Below are 17,412 nucleotides of genomic sequence, written 5' to 3'. Positions count from 1 at the left end.
GCGGCGAGCGCGATGGACTGAGCCGACCATGATCGAGGAGCATGTCGTGACGTTACCGTCGAACAAGGGCCAGGCGGCGCCGCCACCGATCGATCTGACCAGGGCCAGCATCGCTCGCGTCTACGACAAGTTCCTCGGGGGCAAGGACAATTACGAGGTCGACCGCGAGGTCTACGAGGCGATCATGGCGATCGCCCCCGAGGGTGAGAAGGTCGCCACCGCGATTCGCGGTTGGCTCATCCGAGTGATCAACTACCTGGTGGGAAACGCGGGGATCGACCAGCTCCTGGATGTGGGCTCGGGGCTGCCCACCGCGGAGAACACCCACCAGACGGCACAGCACCGCAACCCCGGCGCGACCGTGGTCTACGTCGACAACGATCCGATCGTCGCCGTGCACGGCCGGGCGCTGCTGGAGGAAAACGATCACACGCACTTCGTGACAGCAGATCTGACCCGGCCAGCGGACCTGCTCGCCTCGCCCGGGGTGACGGACCACCTGGACTTCCACCGGCCGTTCGCGCTGATCCAGTGCGCCACGCTGCACCACGTCGATGACGATGCGGACCCGGCTGCGGTCATGCGCCACTACATCGACGCATTGCCCGCCGGATCCTACGTCGCCCTGACCCACTGGTGGGATCCCGCAGATGAGCACCCCGCAGGCCACGACCTGGCCCGCGAACTGGAACTGCGCTGGCGGGAATCCAGCATGGGCACCGGCCGGTACCGCACGCGCGCGGAGATCTCGCAGTTCTTCGATGGTTTGGAACTCCTGGAGCCGGGGCTCGTGGAGTTGCACGACTGGTGGCCGAACGGCCCGCAGATGCGGGAAACCTCGCTGATCGAGCGCCTGATCCTCGGCGGAGTGGGGAGAAAGCCGTAGGTCTCCTGGCGAGGCGACCGGCGTCGGACCACGTGCCCGGGAGGTCTCTCGCGGCCTGATGGCGATCTTCCGGCCGCAGCACTGGCAGCTCGACGATTCGGGTGCGGCCAGCGGATCGAACTCAACGCTCGGCGGCAGCGGTCCTGGTTCGCGGACCACGACCGATGATTCGACGAGCCAAGTCATATGAAGACGAGCGGAGGGTGGCTGATCGCCTACCAGCGCGGACCTCACCGTCGCGCCGGAGTTCGTGGGCGGGGTCCGACCGCTGTGGCAGCAACGCCGTCCTCTTCGGACGCCGACGACACCGCCGGAGCCATCCTGTCCAACCATTCCAGGAGAACGAGGAGAGCTGTCGTGCCCAGCAGCCAACGGATCGCCGCCGTTGAGATCACCCCGGTGGCGTTCAAAGACCTGCCCCTGCTCAACGCGGTCGGCGTGCACGAGCTGTTCGCCATCCGCGCGATCGTCGAGATTCGCACGGACGAGGGCCTGACCGGCCTCGGCGAGACCTACGGCGACGCCGAGCACCTCAACCGCCTCCGCCGCGCCGCCGAGTTGGTCACCGGCACGGACGTGTGGGACCTCAACGGCCTCGCCCATCAGGTGCGGACTTCCCTCGACGGCGACACCGCGACCGGCGGGCACGGGATGGCTGGCATGGTCACCAACTCCAGCACCGCCGACGCCGTCCTCTCGCCGTTCGAGGTCGCGTGCCTGGACGTGCAGGGCAAGGCAGCCGGGCTGCCGGTCAGCGCGCTGCTCGGCGGCGCGGTCCGGGACGAGGTCGACTACTCGGCCTACCTGTTCTACAAGTGGGCGGGCCACCCGGATGCCGAGCCGGACGCCTGGGGCGCCGCGCTGGACCCCGACGGCGTCGTCGCGCAGGCGAAGCGCATGATCGCGGACTACGGCTTCTCCGCCATCAAGCTCAAGGGCGGGGTCTTCCCGCCGGACGAGGAGATCGCCGCGATCAAAGCGCTGGCCGAGGCGTTCCCCGGCCGTCCGCTGCGGCTGGACCCGAACGGCGCGTGGACCGTGGCGACGTCGATCCGGGTCGGCCAGGAGCTCGACGGGATCCTCGAATACCTGGAGGACCCGACCACCGGTATCGAGGGCATGGCGGCGGTGGCGCGCCAGGTGCCGATGCCGCTGGCCACCAACATGTGCGTGGTGAGCTTCGCCGATCTGGAGCCGGGCATCCGGCAGAACGCGGTGCGGGTCGTGCTCTCCGACCACCACTTCTGGGGTGGGTTGCAGCGCTCGAAGCTGCTCGCCGGGATCTGCGAGACCTTCGGGATGGGCCTGTCGATGCACTCCAACAGCCACCTGGGGATCAGCTTGGCCGCGATGACGCACCTCGCCGCGGCCACTCCGAACCTCACCTACGCCTGCGACACGCACTGGCCGTGGAAGGACCCGGGGGAGGACGTCGTGAAACCAGGCGTGCTCACCTTCACCGAAGGAGCCGTCGCGGTTCCGACGGCGCCGGGGCTCGGGGTGGAACTCGACCGGGACAAGCTGGGTGCGCTGCACGAGCAGTACCTGCGCAGCGGGATCCGCAACCGGGACGACACCGGCTACATGAAGCGCATCGATCCGACCTACGAGCTGACGAAGCCCCGCTGGTGAGCTGAGCGACGTCCGACCGGCGCCTCCCGCGCGGGAGGCGCGGTTTCCGCGGCGGGATCCCGGGCCGGTCAGTCGGCACCAACTCGGCCACCCGAAGCGGCACGCGAGACGAGGTCGAGGACAGGCGCTCAGATCACCTTCTCGACGAGTTCGGTCAGGGCGGCCAGTTCGGTCTCGGTCAGGTCGGTCAGCGGCGGCCGGACCGGCCCGGCCGGGCGAGCGGCGGCCCGCATGCCCGCCTTGACGATCGACACCGCGTAGCCCGCCCGCTGGTTGCGGATCTCCAGGTACGGCAACACGAACTCGGACAGCCGCGCGTACACGTCCGCGCGGTCGCGCGCCCGGACCGAGGCGTAGAACGCGCTCGCCCAGGCCGGGGCGAAGTTGAAGATCGCCGACGAGTAGGTGGTCGCGCCCAACTCCAGGTACGGCAGGGCGTAGGTCTCGGCCGTGGGCAGGCCGCCGACGAAGAGCAGGCGCTCGCCGTGCGTGGCGTGCAGCCGGGCGAGCAGGTCGATGTCGCAGATCCCGTCCTTGAACCCGATCAGGTTGTCGAACTCGGCGACGAGCCGGTCCACCGTCGCCGCGGTGAACCGCGCGTTGGCCCGGTGGTAGACGGTGACGCCCAGCGAGGTCGCCCGGCAGACGGCGGCGACGTGCCGGTACAAGCCCTCCTGGTCGACCTCGGTGAGGTAGGGCGGCAGCAGGAACACGCCGTCGGCGCCCAACTCCTCGGCGGAGCGGGCCATCTCGACCGCGGTCGCGGTGCCGTATCCGGCGGGCGCCACCACGGGCACCCCGTCCGGCGCGGATTCGACGGTGGCGCGGACGATGCGCGCGACCTCCGCGACGGTGAGGGAGAAGAATTCGCCGGTGCCGCCAGCCGCGAACAGTCCGGAAGCGGAGAACCCGCCGAGCCACTCGACGTGCTGGCGATACGCGGCCTCGTCGAACTCGAACTCCGGGGTGCAGTGGGTGACCGGGAAGGAGAGCAGTCCAGAGCCGAGCGCGGTGCGCAGCTCGGCAGGGGAGAAGCGGGTCTTCACGCTGGTCATTGCGGTACGACTCCTCGTTGTGGGGCATCGGTTCCGGCCATGGGTTCACCGGGTGGGCTCACGTTAACAGCCGATCGTCAAGAATGAGAACACTATCTTCATATGTGTACGGTCTTGACGGCTGCTGTTGCCGCTTTTACCGTACGTCCACGTATTCACGCACTGTCTGCATACGTGGACAGTCTTTTGCTTTTCCTGCCCCGTGCGCGGAGGACCAACGATGACTTCTGCCCGACGGAGAGCCGCGCCGCGTCCGAGGGCGGGCACGCCGGTGCTCGCAGCGCTCGCTGCCGTGCTCTGCCTGGCCGCGGCCGGGTGCTCCGGTTCCGCCGCGGGCACCGACCCCGCCGACACCGTTCGGATCGTGCTGCCCGAGGAGCCGCCCACGCTGGAGCCCTGCGACGCCTCGCTGACCGCGACCGGTGTCGTCGTCCGGTCCAACATCACCCAGCCGCTCATGGAGCGGAACCCCACCACCGGCGCCCTGGAACCGCTGCTGGCCACCTCCTGGGTCCAAACCACCCCCACCACCTGGACCTTCCACATCCGCGAGGGAGTCCGGTTCTCCGACGGCACCCCGTTCGACGCCGCGGCGGCCGCCTCCTCGATCAATCGCGCGGTCAACGGCTCGTTCGGCTGCAACGTCGACGGCTACGTCTTCGGCGACACCGAGCTGCAGGTCGCCGCGCCGGATCCGACCACGCTCACGGTGTCCACGCCCGAACCCGACCCGATCCTCCCGCTGCGGGTGTCCTTCGTGGAGATGGTGCCGACGAGCACCAACGCGGCGGGCAAGGTGCGCGTCCCGATCGGGACCGGTCCGTACCGCGTCGCGAGCTGGGACGCCGGAACCCGGCTGAACCTGGAGCGAAACCCCGACTACTGGGGCACGCCGCCCGCCTACGCCCACGCCGAGTACCAGTGGCGCTCGGACTCCAGCGTCCGCGCGGCGATGGTCGTCAACGGCGAAGCCGACATCTCGACCGGACTCGGACCCGAGGACGGCGCCGGTGACCTGGCGGTCTCGTACCCCAACAACGAGACGACGGCGTTGCGCATCCAGGCCACCGAGCCGCCGCTCAACGACGTCCGGGTCCGCCAGGCCATCGGGCTGGCGATCGACCGGAACGGGATCATTTCGGCGCTGCTCAACGGAGACGGCCAACCTGCCGCCCAACTGGTGCCCGAGGGCGTGATCGGCCACGACCCGGACCTGACACCGGTCGGGTTCGACGTGGATCGGGCGCGGGCGCTGGTCGCCGCCGCCCGCGCCGACGGTGTGGACACCACCACGCCGATCCGGCTGATCACCCGCACCGGGCTGTTCCCGCGCATCGAGCAGGTGGTGCAGGCCATCGCGTACCAGCTGGATCTGGCCGGGTTGAACGTCCAGATCCAGATGATGGACACGTCCGAGGCGCTCACCTACCAGCAACGGCCCTTCCCCGCGAACACCGGGCCGATCCTGCTGGTGATCCAGCACGGCAACCAGGCCGGGGACGCCGCGTTCAGCATGGACCAGTACCTGAAGAGCGAGGGTTTCCAGAGCTCGTACGGCACGCCCGACTTCGACCGCGAGATCAACGCCGCCGAGGCGCTCACCGGCGATGCCCGCCAGGCAGCCCTGGCGAAGGTCTTCGTCGACGAGCCCCGCGAAATCGCCCAGTACGCCTACATCGCCCACATGCGCGGCATCCTCGCCCGCTCGCCCTCGGTGGACTACACGCCGAACTCGGCGACCGGCGACGAGATGCGGCTGGCCGAGATGACGCCGAGGACCACCAAATGATCACCTTCCTCCGCAAGCGGGTGGTGAGCAGCGCAATCCCCCTGCTCGCCGTGCTGCTGGGCGTTTTCCTGCTGGCCCGGCTCACCGGCGACCCGACCTCGTTGTACCTGCCGGAGTCGGCCACCCCGGCCCAGCGGGCCGAGTTCGCGGCGGCCCACGGCCTGGACCAACCGGTCTGGAAGCAGCTGCTCGACTACCTGTGGGGTGTGCTGCACCTGGACTTCGGCACCTCGCTGCGCACCGACGAACCCGCCGCCGAGATGGCGCTGCGGGCCTTCCCGCACACCCTGGAACTGGCCGTCGTCACCGTGGCGCTGGCCGTGCTCGGCGCGGTCGTCGTCGGCAGCTGGGCGGCCTACCGGCCGAACTCGCCCGCCGACCGGGTGTCGTCGTTCCTGTCGATGACGGCGGCGAGCGTGCCGGACTTCTGGATCGCGGTCACCGGCGTGTGGATCTTCGCCGTGGTGCTCGGCATCCTGCCGACCTCCGGTGTGGACAACGGCGTGCTGTCCTGGATCCTGCCGATCCTGGTGCTGATGATCCGCCCGCTCGGCGTGCTCACCCAGGTGGTGCGCGGGGCCATGGTGTCCGCGCTGTCCGCCCCGTACGTCCGGCTGGCCCGCAGCAAGGGGGCGGGCAGCCGTCGGGTCGTGACCCACCACGCCCTGCGCAACGCCGCGGCCCCCGCCCTGACCGTGGCCGGTGACCTGGCGGTGTCGCTGGTCAACGGCGCGGTGATCGTCGAGACGATCTTCGGCTGGCCCGGCATCGGCAAGCTGATGATCGACTCCATCCTGGAGCGGGACTTCGCGGTCCTGCAGGCCGCGGTACTGCTCACGGCGGTGACGATCTTCGCGCTCAACATCGTCATCGACATCGGCTACGCCCTGCTCGACCCACGCGTCCGCGACTTCACCCCGGTGTAGAGGAGCCCCCCGGATGACCAACACCGAACGGGCGCCGGAGACGCCGCCCACCCCCGCTTCCGGACCACCCACCCCGAACCGCGGCACCCCGCGCTTGAGCCGGTTGCTGCTGGCCGACCGGGTCGCCGCGGTGTCGGCGGGCGTGCTGGTGCTGGCCGCGCTGTGCGCCGTGCTCGGGCCCTGGCTGCTCGGCGGCGCGGCGCGGCGCCAGGACCTCTCGCTCGCCCGGCGGCCACCGCTGAGCTTCGAGCTCGGCTGGCTCGGCCTGCTCGGCACGGACCCGTTGGGTCGCAGCGTGCTCGCCAGGCTGGTCGTCGCCAGCGCCACCACCTTCGCCATCGCGCTGCCGACCGTGTTGCTGGCGCTGATCATCGGGTCGGCGATCGGGATGTGGGCGGGCTTCCACCGCGGGCGCCGCGAGACGTTCGCGATGCGGATCGCGGACGTGATCATGAGCTTCCCGTCGCTGCTGCTCGCGGTCGTCGTGCTCTACGTCTTCGACCCGAGCATCGCGACGATCGTGCTGGTCCTGACGATCACCCGGATCCCGGTGTTCCTGCGCACCGCCCGCGCCGAGTCCGCCGAGTTGCAGCGGCGCGGCTTCGTCGACGCGGCGCGCACGTTCGGCACGCCCAGCGGCGCGATCATCCGCCGCCACGTGTTCCCGATCATCCTGCCCACCCTGCTGACGGTCGCGACCCTGGACTTCTGCTACGTCACGCTCGCCGAGTCCTCGCTGTCGTTCCTGGGCATCGGGATCCAGCCGCCGCAGGTCAGCTGGGGCCTGATGGTCGCGGAAGGCCGCACCTACCTGCGCACCGCGTGGTGGCTGTCGTTCTTCCCCGGCCTCGCGATCGTGATCACCACCGTGTCCGCGACTGTGCTCTCCGCCTGGGTCCGGCTGGCGACCGACCCGGCGCAGCGCTGGCGGCTGACCAGCCCGGCGGCCCGCAAGCCCCGCAGCCCGAAGGGGGTGCCAGCGTGACCGAAACCGTCACCGAAACGGTGCTGGAGGTCGACGGGCTCACCGTGGACATCCGCACCCCGGCGGGCACCGTGCGCGCCGTCGACGCCGTCAGCTTCAGCGCGCGGCGCGGGGAAACCCTCGCCCTGCTCGGCGAGTCCGGCTGCGGCAAGTCGATGACGGCCCGGGCGGCCGTCGGACTGCTGGAGCCGGTCGCGAACGTGACCGGTGGCGCGGTCCGGGTCGACGGCACCGACCTCGTCGCCGCCGACGAGCGGACCCGCCGCGCCATGGCCGGGCCGGACATCGCGATCGTCTTCCAGGACGCCCTGACCGCGCTCAACCCCGTCTACCCGGTCGGGACGCAACTCGCCGAGCCCTTCCGCATCCACCGCGGCCTGTCCCGCAAGGACGCCCGCAAGCGGGCCATCGCGCTGATGGCCCGCGTCGGCATCCCCGAGCCGGAGACCCGGGTGGACTCCTACCCGCACCAGTTCTCCGGTGGCATGCGGCAGCGCCTGCTGATCGCGATGGCCGTGGCGTTGAGCCCCACCGTGCTGCTCGCCGACGAGCCGACCACCGCCCTCGACGTGACCGTCCAGGCGCAGATCATGAAGCTGCTCAAGGAACTTCGCGAGGAGCACCGGATGGCGGTCGTGCTGATCACCCACGACCTCGCGCTGGTCGCCGAGGAAGCGGATCGGGTCGTGATCATGTACGCGGGCAACGTGGTGGAGACCGGTCCGGTCGACGACGTCTTCGCCGACCCGCGCCACCCCTACAGCAAGGGGCTGCTCGACTCGGTCCCCGAGCACGTCCGGCCGGGCGAACCGCTGCGCTCCATCGGCGGCGCCCCGCCCGAACTCGCGGCGATCCCGGCCGGTTGCGTGTACCAGGACCGGTGTCCGCTGGTGCGCGACCGCTGTCGGCAGTCCCGGCCGCCGCTGGTGGAGACCGGGGCGGGCCGGGCTGCCGCCTGCTTCTACTCCTCGGAGGTGTCCGGTGCCTGATCCGCTGGTCGAGGTCCGCGACCTCGCCAAGACCTTCGCGGTGCGCAGCGGCCGCCGCACCGGTCGGCTGCGTGCTCTCGACGGCGTGAGCTTCGACCTCCGCCGCGGCGAAACCCTAGGCCTGGTCGGCGAATCCGGCTGCGGCAAGTCGACGCTGGCTCGGACCCTGCTGATGCTGGATCGCCCCGATTCGGGGACCGTCCGGTTCGGCGGGACCGACCCGTTCACGTTGTCCGGCAAGGAACTGCTCGACTGGCGGCGCCGGGTGCAGATGGTGTTCCAGGACCCGTACGACTCGCTCAACGCCCGGATGACCGCTGGCGAGATCATCGCCGAGCCGTGGCGCACGCACCGCGGCATGTACCGGACCTCGCGGGAGCGCGCAGCGCGGGTGCGCGAACTGTTGGAGCTGGTCGGGCTGCGGCCCGGCGACGCCGACCGGTACCCGCAGGAGTTCTCCGGCGGGCAGCGGCAGCGCCTGGGGATCGCCCGGGCGCTCGCCCTGGACCCCGACGTCGTGGTGTGCGACGAGCCGGTGTCCGCGCTGGATCTGTCGGTGCAGGCCCAGGTGCTCAACCTGCTCGCCGAATTGCAGCAGGAGCTGGGCGTGTCCTACGTGTTCATCTCGCACGACCTGTCGGTGGTCCGGCACGTCGCCGACCGGGTGGTGGTGATGTACCTGGGCCGGATCGTGGAGTCGGGCACGACCGAAGAGGTCTTCAACCGGCCCCGGCATCCCTACACCGCGGCGCTGATGTCGGCGGCGCCGTCGTTGGACCGGGACGGCAAGCCGGTGCGGATCGTGCTCGACGGGGAGATCCCGTCGCCGCTGAACCCGCCGTCGGGCTGCCGGTTCCGGACGCGCTGCTGGAAGGCGACGGAGGTGTGCGCGGCCGAGGCGCCGCCGCTGCGCCTCGATGGCGGTGGGCACGGCGCCGAGTGCCACCACCCGCTGGTCGCCGATCCGGAGGCGTCGGCTGGCGTTCCGGCCGCGCGGGCCTGAGCACGGCCGCGTCCGGCCGGACCCAGCCGCGCCGATCGCAGCTGATGTCGATGCGGCAGCGCGGATGAGGCACCCATCCGCGCATGTGGACGGCCATCCAGCAGAATGGCTACCCTGTGATCCGGAAAGGGGGACGCATGGCAGCACAGTCGGCCCAGGCGCTCGACGGATCGGACAGCGGGGTCCGCGAGGTCAAGTCCGCGGCCCGGACCGTGGAGGTTCTGGAGTTCCTGGCCGCACGGCAGAACCGTCCGGCGCGGCTCCGCGAGCTCAGCGAGGCGCTCGGCGTCCCCCGCAGCAGCCTGCACGCGCTGCTGCGCACGCTCGCCAAATACGGCTGGGTCCGCGCGGACACCACCGGAACCTTCTACGGCATCGGGATACGCGCGCTGCTGGCCGGGACGAGCTACCTGGACACCGACCCGTACCTGCCGCTGATCGCGCCGTACCTCGACGAGCTGCGCGAGCAGCTCGACGAGACCTTCCACTTCGGCCGCCTCGACGGCCACGACGTCGTGTACCTGGCCACCAAGGAGTCGAGCCAGTACCTCCGGCCCTACAGCCGGGTCGGGCGCCGGTTGCCCGCCTACAGCACCGCGCTGGGCAAGGTCCTCCTCGCGAGCCGGGAGGGCGCGGACCGGGACGCGCACATCCCCGATGAGCTCACCCCGCTCACCCCGCACACCCTCACCGACCGCGTCGCGCTCGACGCCGACCTGGCCACCACCCGCGAGCGCGGTTATGCCGTGGACAACGAGGAGAACACCGTCGGCCTGCGCTGCTTCGCCGTCGCCCTCCGCTACGCGGACACGCCGACGGACGCCATCAGCGCCTCCATCCCGATCGCCCGGTTGACCGACCAACGCCAGCTCGAAGTCATCGAGGCGCTGCGCCAGGTCGCGGACCGGATCGAACGAGTCGTCGGCCCGCTGCACAGCACCGGCGGTTGGGTCTGAGCGCCTGTCTCCGAACTCGCGCTCCGTCGCTTCACCAGATCAAAGACGGGCGGTTCAAGCCCCGGGAAGGCTGGTGGCGCGGACAGCGCGCGGGACGGCGAAGCGCCCCGGTTCGGGGACGCCCTCCAGCGCCTGGACCTGATCGAAGCCGAGCGCGGCCAGTCGGTCGATGAGGTCGGCGACCAGGATCTCCGGGACGGACGCTCCGGAGGTCACCCCGACCGTTTCCGCCCCGTCCAGCCAGGTCGGGTCGAGTTCGGTCGCGCCGTCGACGAGGTGCGCGGCACCAGCCCCGGCGGCCGCGGCGACTTCGACGAGGCGCCTGGAGTTGGAGGAGTTGGCCGAGCCGACCACGAGCACCACGTCGCAGTCCGCTGCGATGTCCCTGATGGCGTTCTGCCGGTTCTGGGTGGCGAAGCAGATGTCGTCCGATGGCGGATCCGCGATGTTGGGGAAGCGGCGCCGGAGGACACCGACGATCTCCATCGCGTCGCTGACCGCGAGAGTGGTTTGGCACAGCCACACCACGCGTTCCGGGTCGGGCACCCGAACCGCGGCGGCATCTCGTTCGGTTTCGATGAGGCGGATCGACTCGGGCGCCTCGCCCATGATGCCGACGATCTCCTGATGGCCCGCGTGCCCGATCAACAGGATGGTGAACCCGTCGTCGGCGAACCGGATGGCCTCCTTGTGCACCTTGGTCACCAGCGGGCACGTCGCGTCGATCACCTCCAGCCGTCGGGAGGCGGCGGCGGTGTGCACTTCGGGCGACACGCCGTGCGCGGAGAAGATGATCCGAGCCCCCTCCGGCGCCGCCGCGAGGTCGTCGACGAAGACGGCGCCCCTGGCTTCGAGTGCGGCGATCACGTGCGTGTTGTGCACGATCTGATGCCGCACGTATACCGGCGGACCCCACAGCGCGAGGGCGTTCTCGACGGTTTCGATGGCGCGGTCAACTCCGGCGCAGCTGCCGCGCGGGGCGGCGAGTAGCACCCGTTTGCTCATCGGTCACGCTCCACTGCTCGGTTTCCGATGGCGCGCGGCGCATCGGCGGGTCGGTGTCGAGTGCGGGTGGCGTTGACCTCCGCACGAATTTCGTCCAGGTCCACCGCGCTGGCCTACACGCGGTCGGCGGCGATGAGCAGGTATTGGAAGCTACCGGCGGTGTAGGCCTCGATGAACGTCTCCTCGATCCCCGTCGCCAGTGGGGATTTGGCGCGCAGGTACCAGTAGGGCAGGGTCGCGTCGGTCAGGTCCACCACGGCGCGGGGCACCAGCCGGTTCGCGGCCATCGCGCGGAAGTAGCCGGAGCGGGGGTGGATGTCGCAGATGTAGTGCGCGTTGATCTTGGAGACCGCGCGGGAGGGCAGGCCGTAAACATCGTTGTAGCAGCCGGTGATCGTCACGTACCGCCCGCCGCGCGCCAGCAGTCGGGCGTGTTCGGTGAAGAGGTCGAACAGATCGGTGTACATGGTGGACTCGTTGTTCCAGATCGCCTGCATGCTGGCGGTTTCGAACCCGGTGTCGAGCATGTTGATCTGGTGGAACGCGACCTTGTCGGCGACTTCGCGCTGGCGGGCTTGGGCGTTGGCGAAGTCGACCTGCTTGCGCGAGATCGAGATGCCGTCCACCGCGCAGCCGAACCGGTCGTGCGCCATGAAGCTGGAGCCACCGCGTCCGCATCCGGCGTCCATGACCCGCTGGTCGGGATCGATCTGTCCCAAGTGGTCGAGCAGGAGTTCGGCCTGCAGGGTTTCCAAGCGATGCAGTTCCTCGGTGATGCGTTCGGGGTCGCCGTCGGTGACCGACCAGTCGGGGTCGCCGATGCCGTAGTGGTGGTGGAAGTAGCCGTCGACCTTGCCGAGTTCGAGGTTGACGGGGTTGGCCTCCCGGTTCCAGTAGTCCGCGACGCTTCCCTGGTAGACGCTGATGGTGGCGGTGGTCGGGTGGGTTGACTCGGCCATGGTCCTGGTCCCTTCGTCAGGTGTGGCGTGCGGTGGTGAAGTGCCAGTGGCGGCTTCCCGCTATCCAGGACCACAGTCCGAGCAGGTAGCGGGCGACCGTTGGATCCGGGAGTGCGGCCGCGGCGCGTTCGGTGTCCTCTTCGAGCGCTTGGATCAGCTCGTTGTGGACATCGCACGCCTTGATGAACGCCTCGTCGAGCGGGATGCGCTCCTCGGCGGCGAGCACGGCCGGGAGGTTGAACGGCAGGCCGTGCTCGCGGATCTCCCGCTCGCAGGAGGCCAGGTCGTTGTGCAGGGTGGCGATCAGCGCCGCCCGCGCGGTGCAGTCCTGCACCAGCGGGTGGGCGTAGCTCTCCGCCGGGATTTCGTAGCCGTCGAGGACGTCGGTGAGGGTGAGGCAGGGGCGGAACGAGTTCATCTGCCGGTTGGCGAGGTACTGCCAGGCGGGCGGCAGCCGGTTGATCGTGCGCCACCCGTTTTCGGCGTTGTAGCCCAGGTAGAGCTGGGCGATGTCGTGGCGGATGCGCTGGGCCTGCGCTGGACTGCTGATCTGCTTGAGGTCGTTGAACGCGTCGTGCTGGGCGCGCAGCACCGGGGAGTTGTCGCGGTGCTTCTCCCACCGCGCTTGGTAGGTCGACGTCAGGCACGGTGCGTCGATCGCGGATTGCGCCAGCGACAGGTTCGGCCCGGTCGTCTGGTCGTCGGCAGCGCGGTGGCTGTTGGTTTCGCAGAAGTAGTCGTCCACGGCGGTCTCGGCCACGATCATCTTCCCCGCCGCCGTCATGCGCTCGACGTCCTCGCTACCGGGGTGGCACAACGTGATGCCGCGGCCCGGGTCGTGCGCGTAGACACCGGCGATGTTCTCCGCGCTGCCCAGGCCGATCGCACCGAGCCAGGCGGCGAGTCGGTCGTTGATCTCCGCGGCGATTTGCGGGCGTTCGGGCGGCGGTGGCGGGCAGTGCAGGATGGTCGTTGTCCGCTGCCGCCCCGGTGCCGTGCACGCGCTCGTGCCCCGGGCGCCGTCGGTGTGCGGTTGCCGGGCGGGGACGGGGGTTTCGTGTCCGATGAGCTCGATCATCAGGACTCCCGGCCGATCTCCACGTGCTCCAACAGCCCGATCGCATCCGGGACCAGGGGCGCGACGCTGTAGTACGCGGTGACCAGGTAGCGCAGGATGGCCTGGTCGGTGATGCCCATGAAGCGCACGTTCAAACCGGGTTGCACCTCGTCCGGCAGCGCGGCCGGTTGCAGACCCACCACGCCCTGCCGCTGCTCGCCGCGCCGCATGGCGATGATCGTCGTGGCGTTGCGGTCGTTGATGCCGATCTTGCCCAGTGGGAAGACCGGGATGCCTCGCCAGGCCAGGGCCTTGGAGCCGTCTTCGAGCGTGGTCGCATCCACCGTCAGCCCGCGCCGGTTGCATTCCCGCAGGAACGATGTGATCGCCTTCGGATGTGCGAAGAACGCGTCCGTCGACCGGCGCATCGCCAGCAGGTCGTCCATGTCGTCGGGTGTCGGTGGGCCGGTGCGGGTGGCGATGCGCTGGTCGTAGGAGGTGTTGTGCAGCAGCCCGAAATCCGGGTTGTGCAGCAGTTCGTGCTCCTGGGTCTCGCGGATCTCCTCCGCCGTGAGCCGGAGCTGTTGTTCGACCTGGTCCATCGGGTCGTTGTAGAGGTCGGCGACGCGGGTGTGGATCTGCAAGACCGTCTGGGTCAACGACAGCTCGTACTCGCGCGGCACGAGTTCGTAGTCGACGAACGACGTGGGGATCGGGGCTTCGCCCTGGTGGCCCGCGGAGATGGCGATTTCGGCTTCGCCTCGGCGGTTCTGGGGCAGCGCGCGACGCCGCGCGAAGTCCACCAGGTGCGTGCGCAGCGTCGCTTCGTTGTTGAGGAGTTCGAGCAGGGCGTTCCAGTTCAGGACCATGATCGTCCCCGCCGTGGCGCACCGCAGCGTCGTCGACCAGGTGGGGTTGCTGGCTCCGATGGCTTCGTCGCCGACCTGGTCCCCGTCGGTGATCACGCCGAGGTGATCGACGGTGTCGTACTCGCCGGTCGCGAGGCGTTCGATGCGGCCATGCGCGACGACGAACACTTCCCGGATCGGGCGGCCTTCTTCCGCCAGGATCTCACCGGGCGTGACCTGACGGGCGACGAACAGGCCCGCGAGACGTTCCAGGACACCGGTGTCGGTGTAGCCCCGCAGCGCGGCCAGTTCGGTGAGCGTGCGGGGAACGATGCGGACGTCGGCGCCGTCCTGGATGAAGGACACGCGGCCGCGGCCGACCTTGATCTGAAGCCGCCGGTTCACCCGGTACGTGCCACTGGCGACGGTGACCCACGGGAGTTGTTTGAGCAGGTTCCGGGAACTGATGGACTGCATCTGCGGCGGCGTCTTCGTCGTGGTCGCGAGCAGCCGCGCCGCTTCGGTTTGCAGGGACAAGAACGTTTCGGCAACGGGTGACGACACGTCACGAACCTCCCAGTCGGTGATCTCGCTCGTGGTGGGTGAGTTTCAGGGCTTCTTCGACCGGCGAAACCCCCCGTGACGTTCGTGCTGGGTCGTGCGGGGATCATCGGACCGGACGGACCGTCGCATCACGGGATGTGCGACCTCACCGCGTTGGCACAGTCCCGATGGCGAATTTTCTGGTCTCCTCTCGGGAATGCTGAAATTGTTGCCGCGTAGGAGATATCAGATCAACAGGCTTGATCTCGTGCTGCGCTGTCATGAAATGTTCTCCCGCCTGATGATCTGGAATTCCAACCGGATTCGGTGCCCGAGTCTATGGGCGCATTTCCCGCGCCAGTACAGACAAAAGGGTGGCCACCACTGGGTGAAATTCACTCGGATGCGGCAGCGGAGGCGGCGCCCGCGCAATACTCGGTGGCAACGTCCTCCGTATCTTCTCGACTCATTTGTCCTAAGTAGACGTTGTCGGTGGGGGTGCAGTCCGCGGCGACCGTCTCCAGTGGACGTCCAAGGCGGGTGAAAGCTCGAATCCTGACGGTCCGACACAGCTGAGAGCCCGCTGGCCCGGCGTGAAATCACCGGTCCAGCGGGCATTTTCCGGCCCGGCGGATCTCTCGCCGACCGAGATGCTGTCCAGATCCGCAGCACCGAGCGCGGCCCCGAATTCGTGCTCTCCAGCACCGCCGTTCGGCCCAGGCCGTCGAAATGGGGGAGCTGCCTCGGCATCGGTGGGCGGCGGTTGGTCCGCGCGGTTCGCGCCACGGGTGCGCTGGTCGTGGCAGGATTGCGTGAGTTCGTCGGGCCCCTGCGCGGATTCGTTCCGCAGCGCCGATGGGAGAGTGGCTGTGCACGAGTCTGGCTCTGACCTGCACGACGGGTTTCGCGAACCGCGGCTCGGTGTTTCGGCCGCGCTGACCGGGTTCCTGGACGAGGTGGACCGGCTGCCCGGCATCCGCGCCGTCCGGCAGGCCATGCGTGCGGCGGTCGAGCTCCGCCCGGGCATGCGGGTGCTTGATGCCGGGTGCGGTATCGGGTCCGAGGTGACGCGGCTGGCCGTTGACCACCCGGCCGTCGAGTTCACCGGGTTGGACAAGAACGCGGAGCTGTTGGGCACCGCGCAGTCGCGGGCGGCCTCGGTGTCGAACCTGACTTGGGTGCACGCCGCGCTGGAGGACTTCGAAACGCGCGAGGCCTACGACGTGGTCCGGTCCGAGCGGGTGCTGATGTACTCGCCGGGCCCGCTGTTCGGCCAGGTGCTGGATCTGGTGGTCCAGCTGGTGCGCCCCGGTGGACGACTCGTGCTGTTCGAACTCGACTACGGCGGGAACATCCTGCCGACCGGACACGGCGACGACGACGTGGTGCACGCGCTGGAAGCGGTGCTTGAGCGCGCGCTCCCGCAGCCCTGGGCGGGCCGGAAGATCCCCGTCGAGCTCGCGTCGCGCGGGTTGGTGGACATCACGGCGACCCCCTACGCCTTCGGCGTGAACGAAACCGTGTGGCGCGCGATCGTGCACGACACCTTGCGCACTGCTCTCGACCAGGAAACCGCTCCTGCCGAACTCCACTCCTGGCTCGACGCTCAGGCCGCCTCGGCGGGGAATGCTCCGTTCCTCGGTGCGTTCACCGGGGTCCTCACCGTCGCACGTCGTCCAGCGGCTGGTTGAGCCGCCAGCGACCGCCGTGCCGGTTTCGGCGATCGAGATCTCGACTGGCGTGACGAGGCGATCCGGTTCATCGGCGCGCGAACCGCCTGATCACGCTCGTCCCGCCGGTTGGGAGGCGGCCCAGGTTCCGCTGGCTCGGGGTTAGTGTCGCGGTGTTCGCGGACCTGTTTGGAGTCTCCATGGCGGCATCGTCAGAAGTCGGCTACCGCGGTCGTTACGGGGCGGAAGCCGCCCCCGATGCGTTCGCGGTGTGGAACGAGGTGCTCGCCACCCAGCTCTCGCACCGGTCGGTGCGGTCCTACCTGCCCGATCCGGTGTCGGATGCGACGATTTCGGCGCTGGTCGCTGCCGCCCAATCGGCCCCCACCTCCAGCAACCTGCAGCTGTGGAGCGTCGTGGTGGTGCGCGACGCGCAGCGGCGGGCGCGATTGGCGGACGTGGCCGGTGGTCAGCAGCACGTCGTGGACGCCCCGGTGCTGCTGGTCTGGCTGGCGGATCTGGCCAGGGCGCGGCGGGTCACCGAGGAACTGGCGGCGGCCACCGACGGCGCGGACTACCTGGAGAGCGCGCTGGTCGCGGTGGTGGATGCGGCGCTGGCGGCGCAGAACGCCTCGCTGGCCGCGGAATCCCTGGGGTTGGGCACGGTGTTCCTCGGGGCGCTGCGCAACAGACCGCTGGAGGTCGCGGCGGAATTGGGCCTGCCGTCGAACGTGTTCCCGCTGTTCGGGCTGGTCGTCGGCCATCCCGATCCGGCGCAGCGGACCGCTGTCAAGCCGCGGTTGCCGCAGCAGGCGGTGTTGCACCACGAGCGCTACGACCTCGACGTCCAGCCGCCGCACGTCGAGCGCTACGAGGCGTTGCTCAACGACTTCTACGCCGCGGCCGGTCTGGAATCGAGTTGGGTGAAGCGCGTCGCGGCCCGGTTCGGCAGCGTCGCGGGACTGCGCGGCCGCGACCGGCTGCGGGACGCCTTCCACGAGCGGGGTTTCCAACTCCGCTAGGCGATCGAACGGTTACCGTCCGGAGTGCATCGCCCCCGGAGCGCATCGTCGACAGCGCCGGATTGTTCGGCACGGCCGGTGTCCCAC

At 69.7% G+C, this 17,412-nt stretch carries 15 protein-coding genes; 10 read left to right on the top strand and 5 right to left on the bottom strand.

What is annotated here, in order from left to right; translation table 11 throughout:
* Window positions 1-46: 46 nt before the first annotated feature.
* Window positions 47-886: an SAM-dependent methyltransferase gene (locus ACTWQN_RS02360; RefSeq protein WP_443201620.1), complete on the top strand. Its 840-nt coding sequence runs from the start codon at window positions 47-49 to the stop codon at window positions 884-886.
* 357 nt (window positions 887-1,243) lie between these two features.
* Window positions 1,244-2,518: a glucarate dehydratase family protein gene (locus ACTWQN_RS02355; RefSeq protein ID WP_443201619.1), complete on the top strand. Its 1,275-nt coding sequence runs from the start codon at window positions 1,244-1,246 to the stop codon at window positions 2,516-2,518.
* Between the two features lie 128 nt (window positions 2,519-2,646).
* On the opposite strand, the gene kdgD is transcribed toward ACTWQN_RS02355, so the two are convergent.
* Entirely contained in the window at window positions 2,647-3,573 is a 927-nt protein-coding gene (gene kdgD, locus ACTWQN_RS02350) for a 5-dehydro-4-deoxyglucarate dehydratase (RefSeq protein WP_443201618.1), read from the bottom strand.
* A gap of 220 nt (window positions 3,574-3,793) precedes the next feature.
* Here kdgD and ACTWQN_RS02345 point away from each other — a divergent pair, with 220 nt between their 5' ends.
* From ACTWQN_RS02345 to ACTWQN_RS02320, 6 genes are all read left to right on the top strand, one after another.
* Window positions 3,794-5,362: an ABC transporter substrate-binding protein gene (locus ACTWQN_RS02345; RefSeq protein ID WP_443201617.1), complete on the top strand. Its 1,569-nt coding sequence runs from the start codon at window positions 3,794-3,796 to the stop codon at window positions 5,360-5,362.
* The gene (locus ACTWQN_RS02340) at window positions 5,359-6,288 is read left to right on the top strand and encodes an ABC transporter permease (protein WP_443201616.1); all 930 of its coding nucleotides are present in this window, start codon (window positions 5,359-5,361) and stop codon (window positions 6,286-6,288) included. Before ACTWQN_RS02345 ends, ACTWQN_RS02340 begins: the two co-directional genes overlap by 4 nt.
* A gap of 13 nt (window positions 6,289-6,301) precedes the next feature.
* Window positions 6,302-7,273, top strand: coding sequence for an ABC transporter permease (locus ACTWQN_RS02335; protein WP_443201615.1), 972 nt, complete (start codon window positions 6,302-6,304; stop codon window positions 7,271-7,273).
* Window positions 7,270-8,262 (top strand): ABC transporter ATP-binding protein, encoded by a 993-nt coding sequence (locus ACTWQN_RS02330; protein ID WP_443201614.1) that lies wholly within the window; start codon window positions 7,270-7,272, stop codon window positions 8,260-8,262. Before ACTWQN_RS02335 ends, ACTWQN_RS02330 begins: the two co-directional genes overlap by 4 nt.
* The gene (locus tag ACTWQN_RS02325; RefSeq protein ID WP_443201613.1) at window positions 8,255-9,265 is read left to right on the top strand and encodes an ABC transporter ATP-binding protein; all 1,011 of its coding nucleotides are present in this window, start codon (window positions 8,255-8,257) and stop codon (window positions 9,263-9,265) included. The genes ACTWQN_RS02330 and ACTWQN_RS02325 overlap by 8 nt, the downstream gene beginning before the upstream one ends.
* A gap of 137 nt (window positions 9,266-9,402) precedes the next feature.
* On the top strand, window positions 9,403-10,221 hold the full coding sequence (locus tag ACTWQN_RS02320) for an IclR family transcriptional regulator (protein WP_443201612.1): 819 nt from the start codon (window positions 9,403-9,405) through the stop codon (window positions 10,219-10,221).
* A 54-nt stretch (window positions 10,222-10,275) separates the two neighbouring features.
* Here ACTWQN_RS02320 and ACTWQN_RS02315 read toward each other — a convergent pair whose 3' ends face one another.
* The 4 genes from ACTWQN_RS02315 to ACTWQN_RS02300 form a co-directional block, all read right to left on the bottom strand.
* A complete protein-coding gene (locus ACTWQN_RS02315) occupies window positions 10,276-11,226 on the bottom strand; it encodes a 4-hydroxy-3-methylbut-2-enyl diphosphate reductase (RefSeq protein WP_443201611.1) in 951 nt (316 codons plus the stop codon).
* Between the two features lie 113 nt (window positions 11,227-11,339).
* Window positions 11,340-12,185 (bottom strand): geranyl diphosphate 2-C-methyltransferase, encoded by an 846-nt coding sequence (locus ACTWQN_RS02310; protein WP_443201610.1) that lies wholly within the window; start codon window positions 12,183-12,185, stop codon window positions 11,340-11,342.
* A gap of 16 nt (window positions 12,186-12,201) precedes the next feature.
* Window positions 12,202-13,263 (bottom strand): family 2 encapsulin nanocompartment cargo protein terpene cyclase, encoded by a 1,062-nt coding sequence (locus ACTWQN_RS02305; RefSeq protein ID WP_443201609.1) that lies wholly within the window; start codon window positions 13,261-13,263, stop codon window positions 12,202-12,204.
* Window positions 13,263-14,654 carry a family 2B encapsulin nanocompartment shell protein gene (locus tag ACTWQN_RS02300; protein WP_443201608.1) on the bottom strand — a complete coding sequence of 464 codons (1,392 nt, stop codon included), beginning with the start codon at window positions 14,652-14,654 and terminating at the stop codon, window positions 13,263-13,265. Before ACTWQN_RS02300 ends, ACTWQN_RS02305 begins: the two co-directional genes overlap by 1 nt.
* An 848-nt stretch (window positions 14,655-15,502) precedes the next feature.
* Here ACTWQN_RS02300 and ACTWQN_RS02295 point away from each other — a divergent pair.
* Together ACTWQN_RS02295 and ACTWQN_RS02290 are read left to right on the top strand one after the other, a co-directional pair.
* Window positions 15,503-16,324, top strand: a complete 822-nt coding sequence (locus tag ACTWQN_RS02295) for a methyltransferase domain-containing protein (protein ID WP_443201607.1) — start codon at window positions 15,503-15,505, stop codon at window positions 16,322-16,324.
* 179 nt (window positions 16,325-16,503) lie between these two features.
* Window positions 16,504-17,325 (top strand): NADPH-dependent oxidoreductase, encoded by an 822-nt coding sequence (locus ACTWQN_RS02290; protein ID WP_443201606.1) that lies wholly within the window; start codon window positions 16,504-16,506, stop codon window positions 17,323-17,325.
* Window positions 17,326-17,412: the final 87 nt, after the last annotated feature.

Source organism: Saccharopolyspora antiqui, assembly GCF_052246905.1.
Classification (GTDB): Bacteria; Actinomycetota; Actinomycetes; order Mycobacteriales; family Pseudonocardiaceae; genus Saccharopolyspora.
This window is presented reverse-complemented; position numbering and strand designations above follow the sequence as displayed.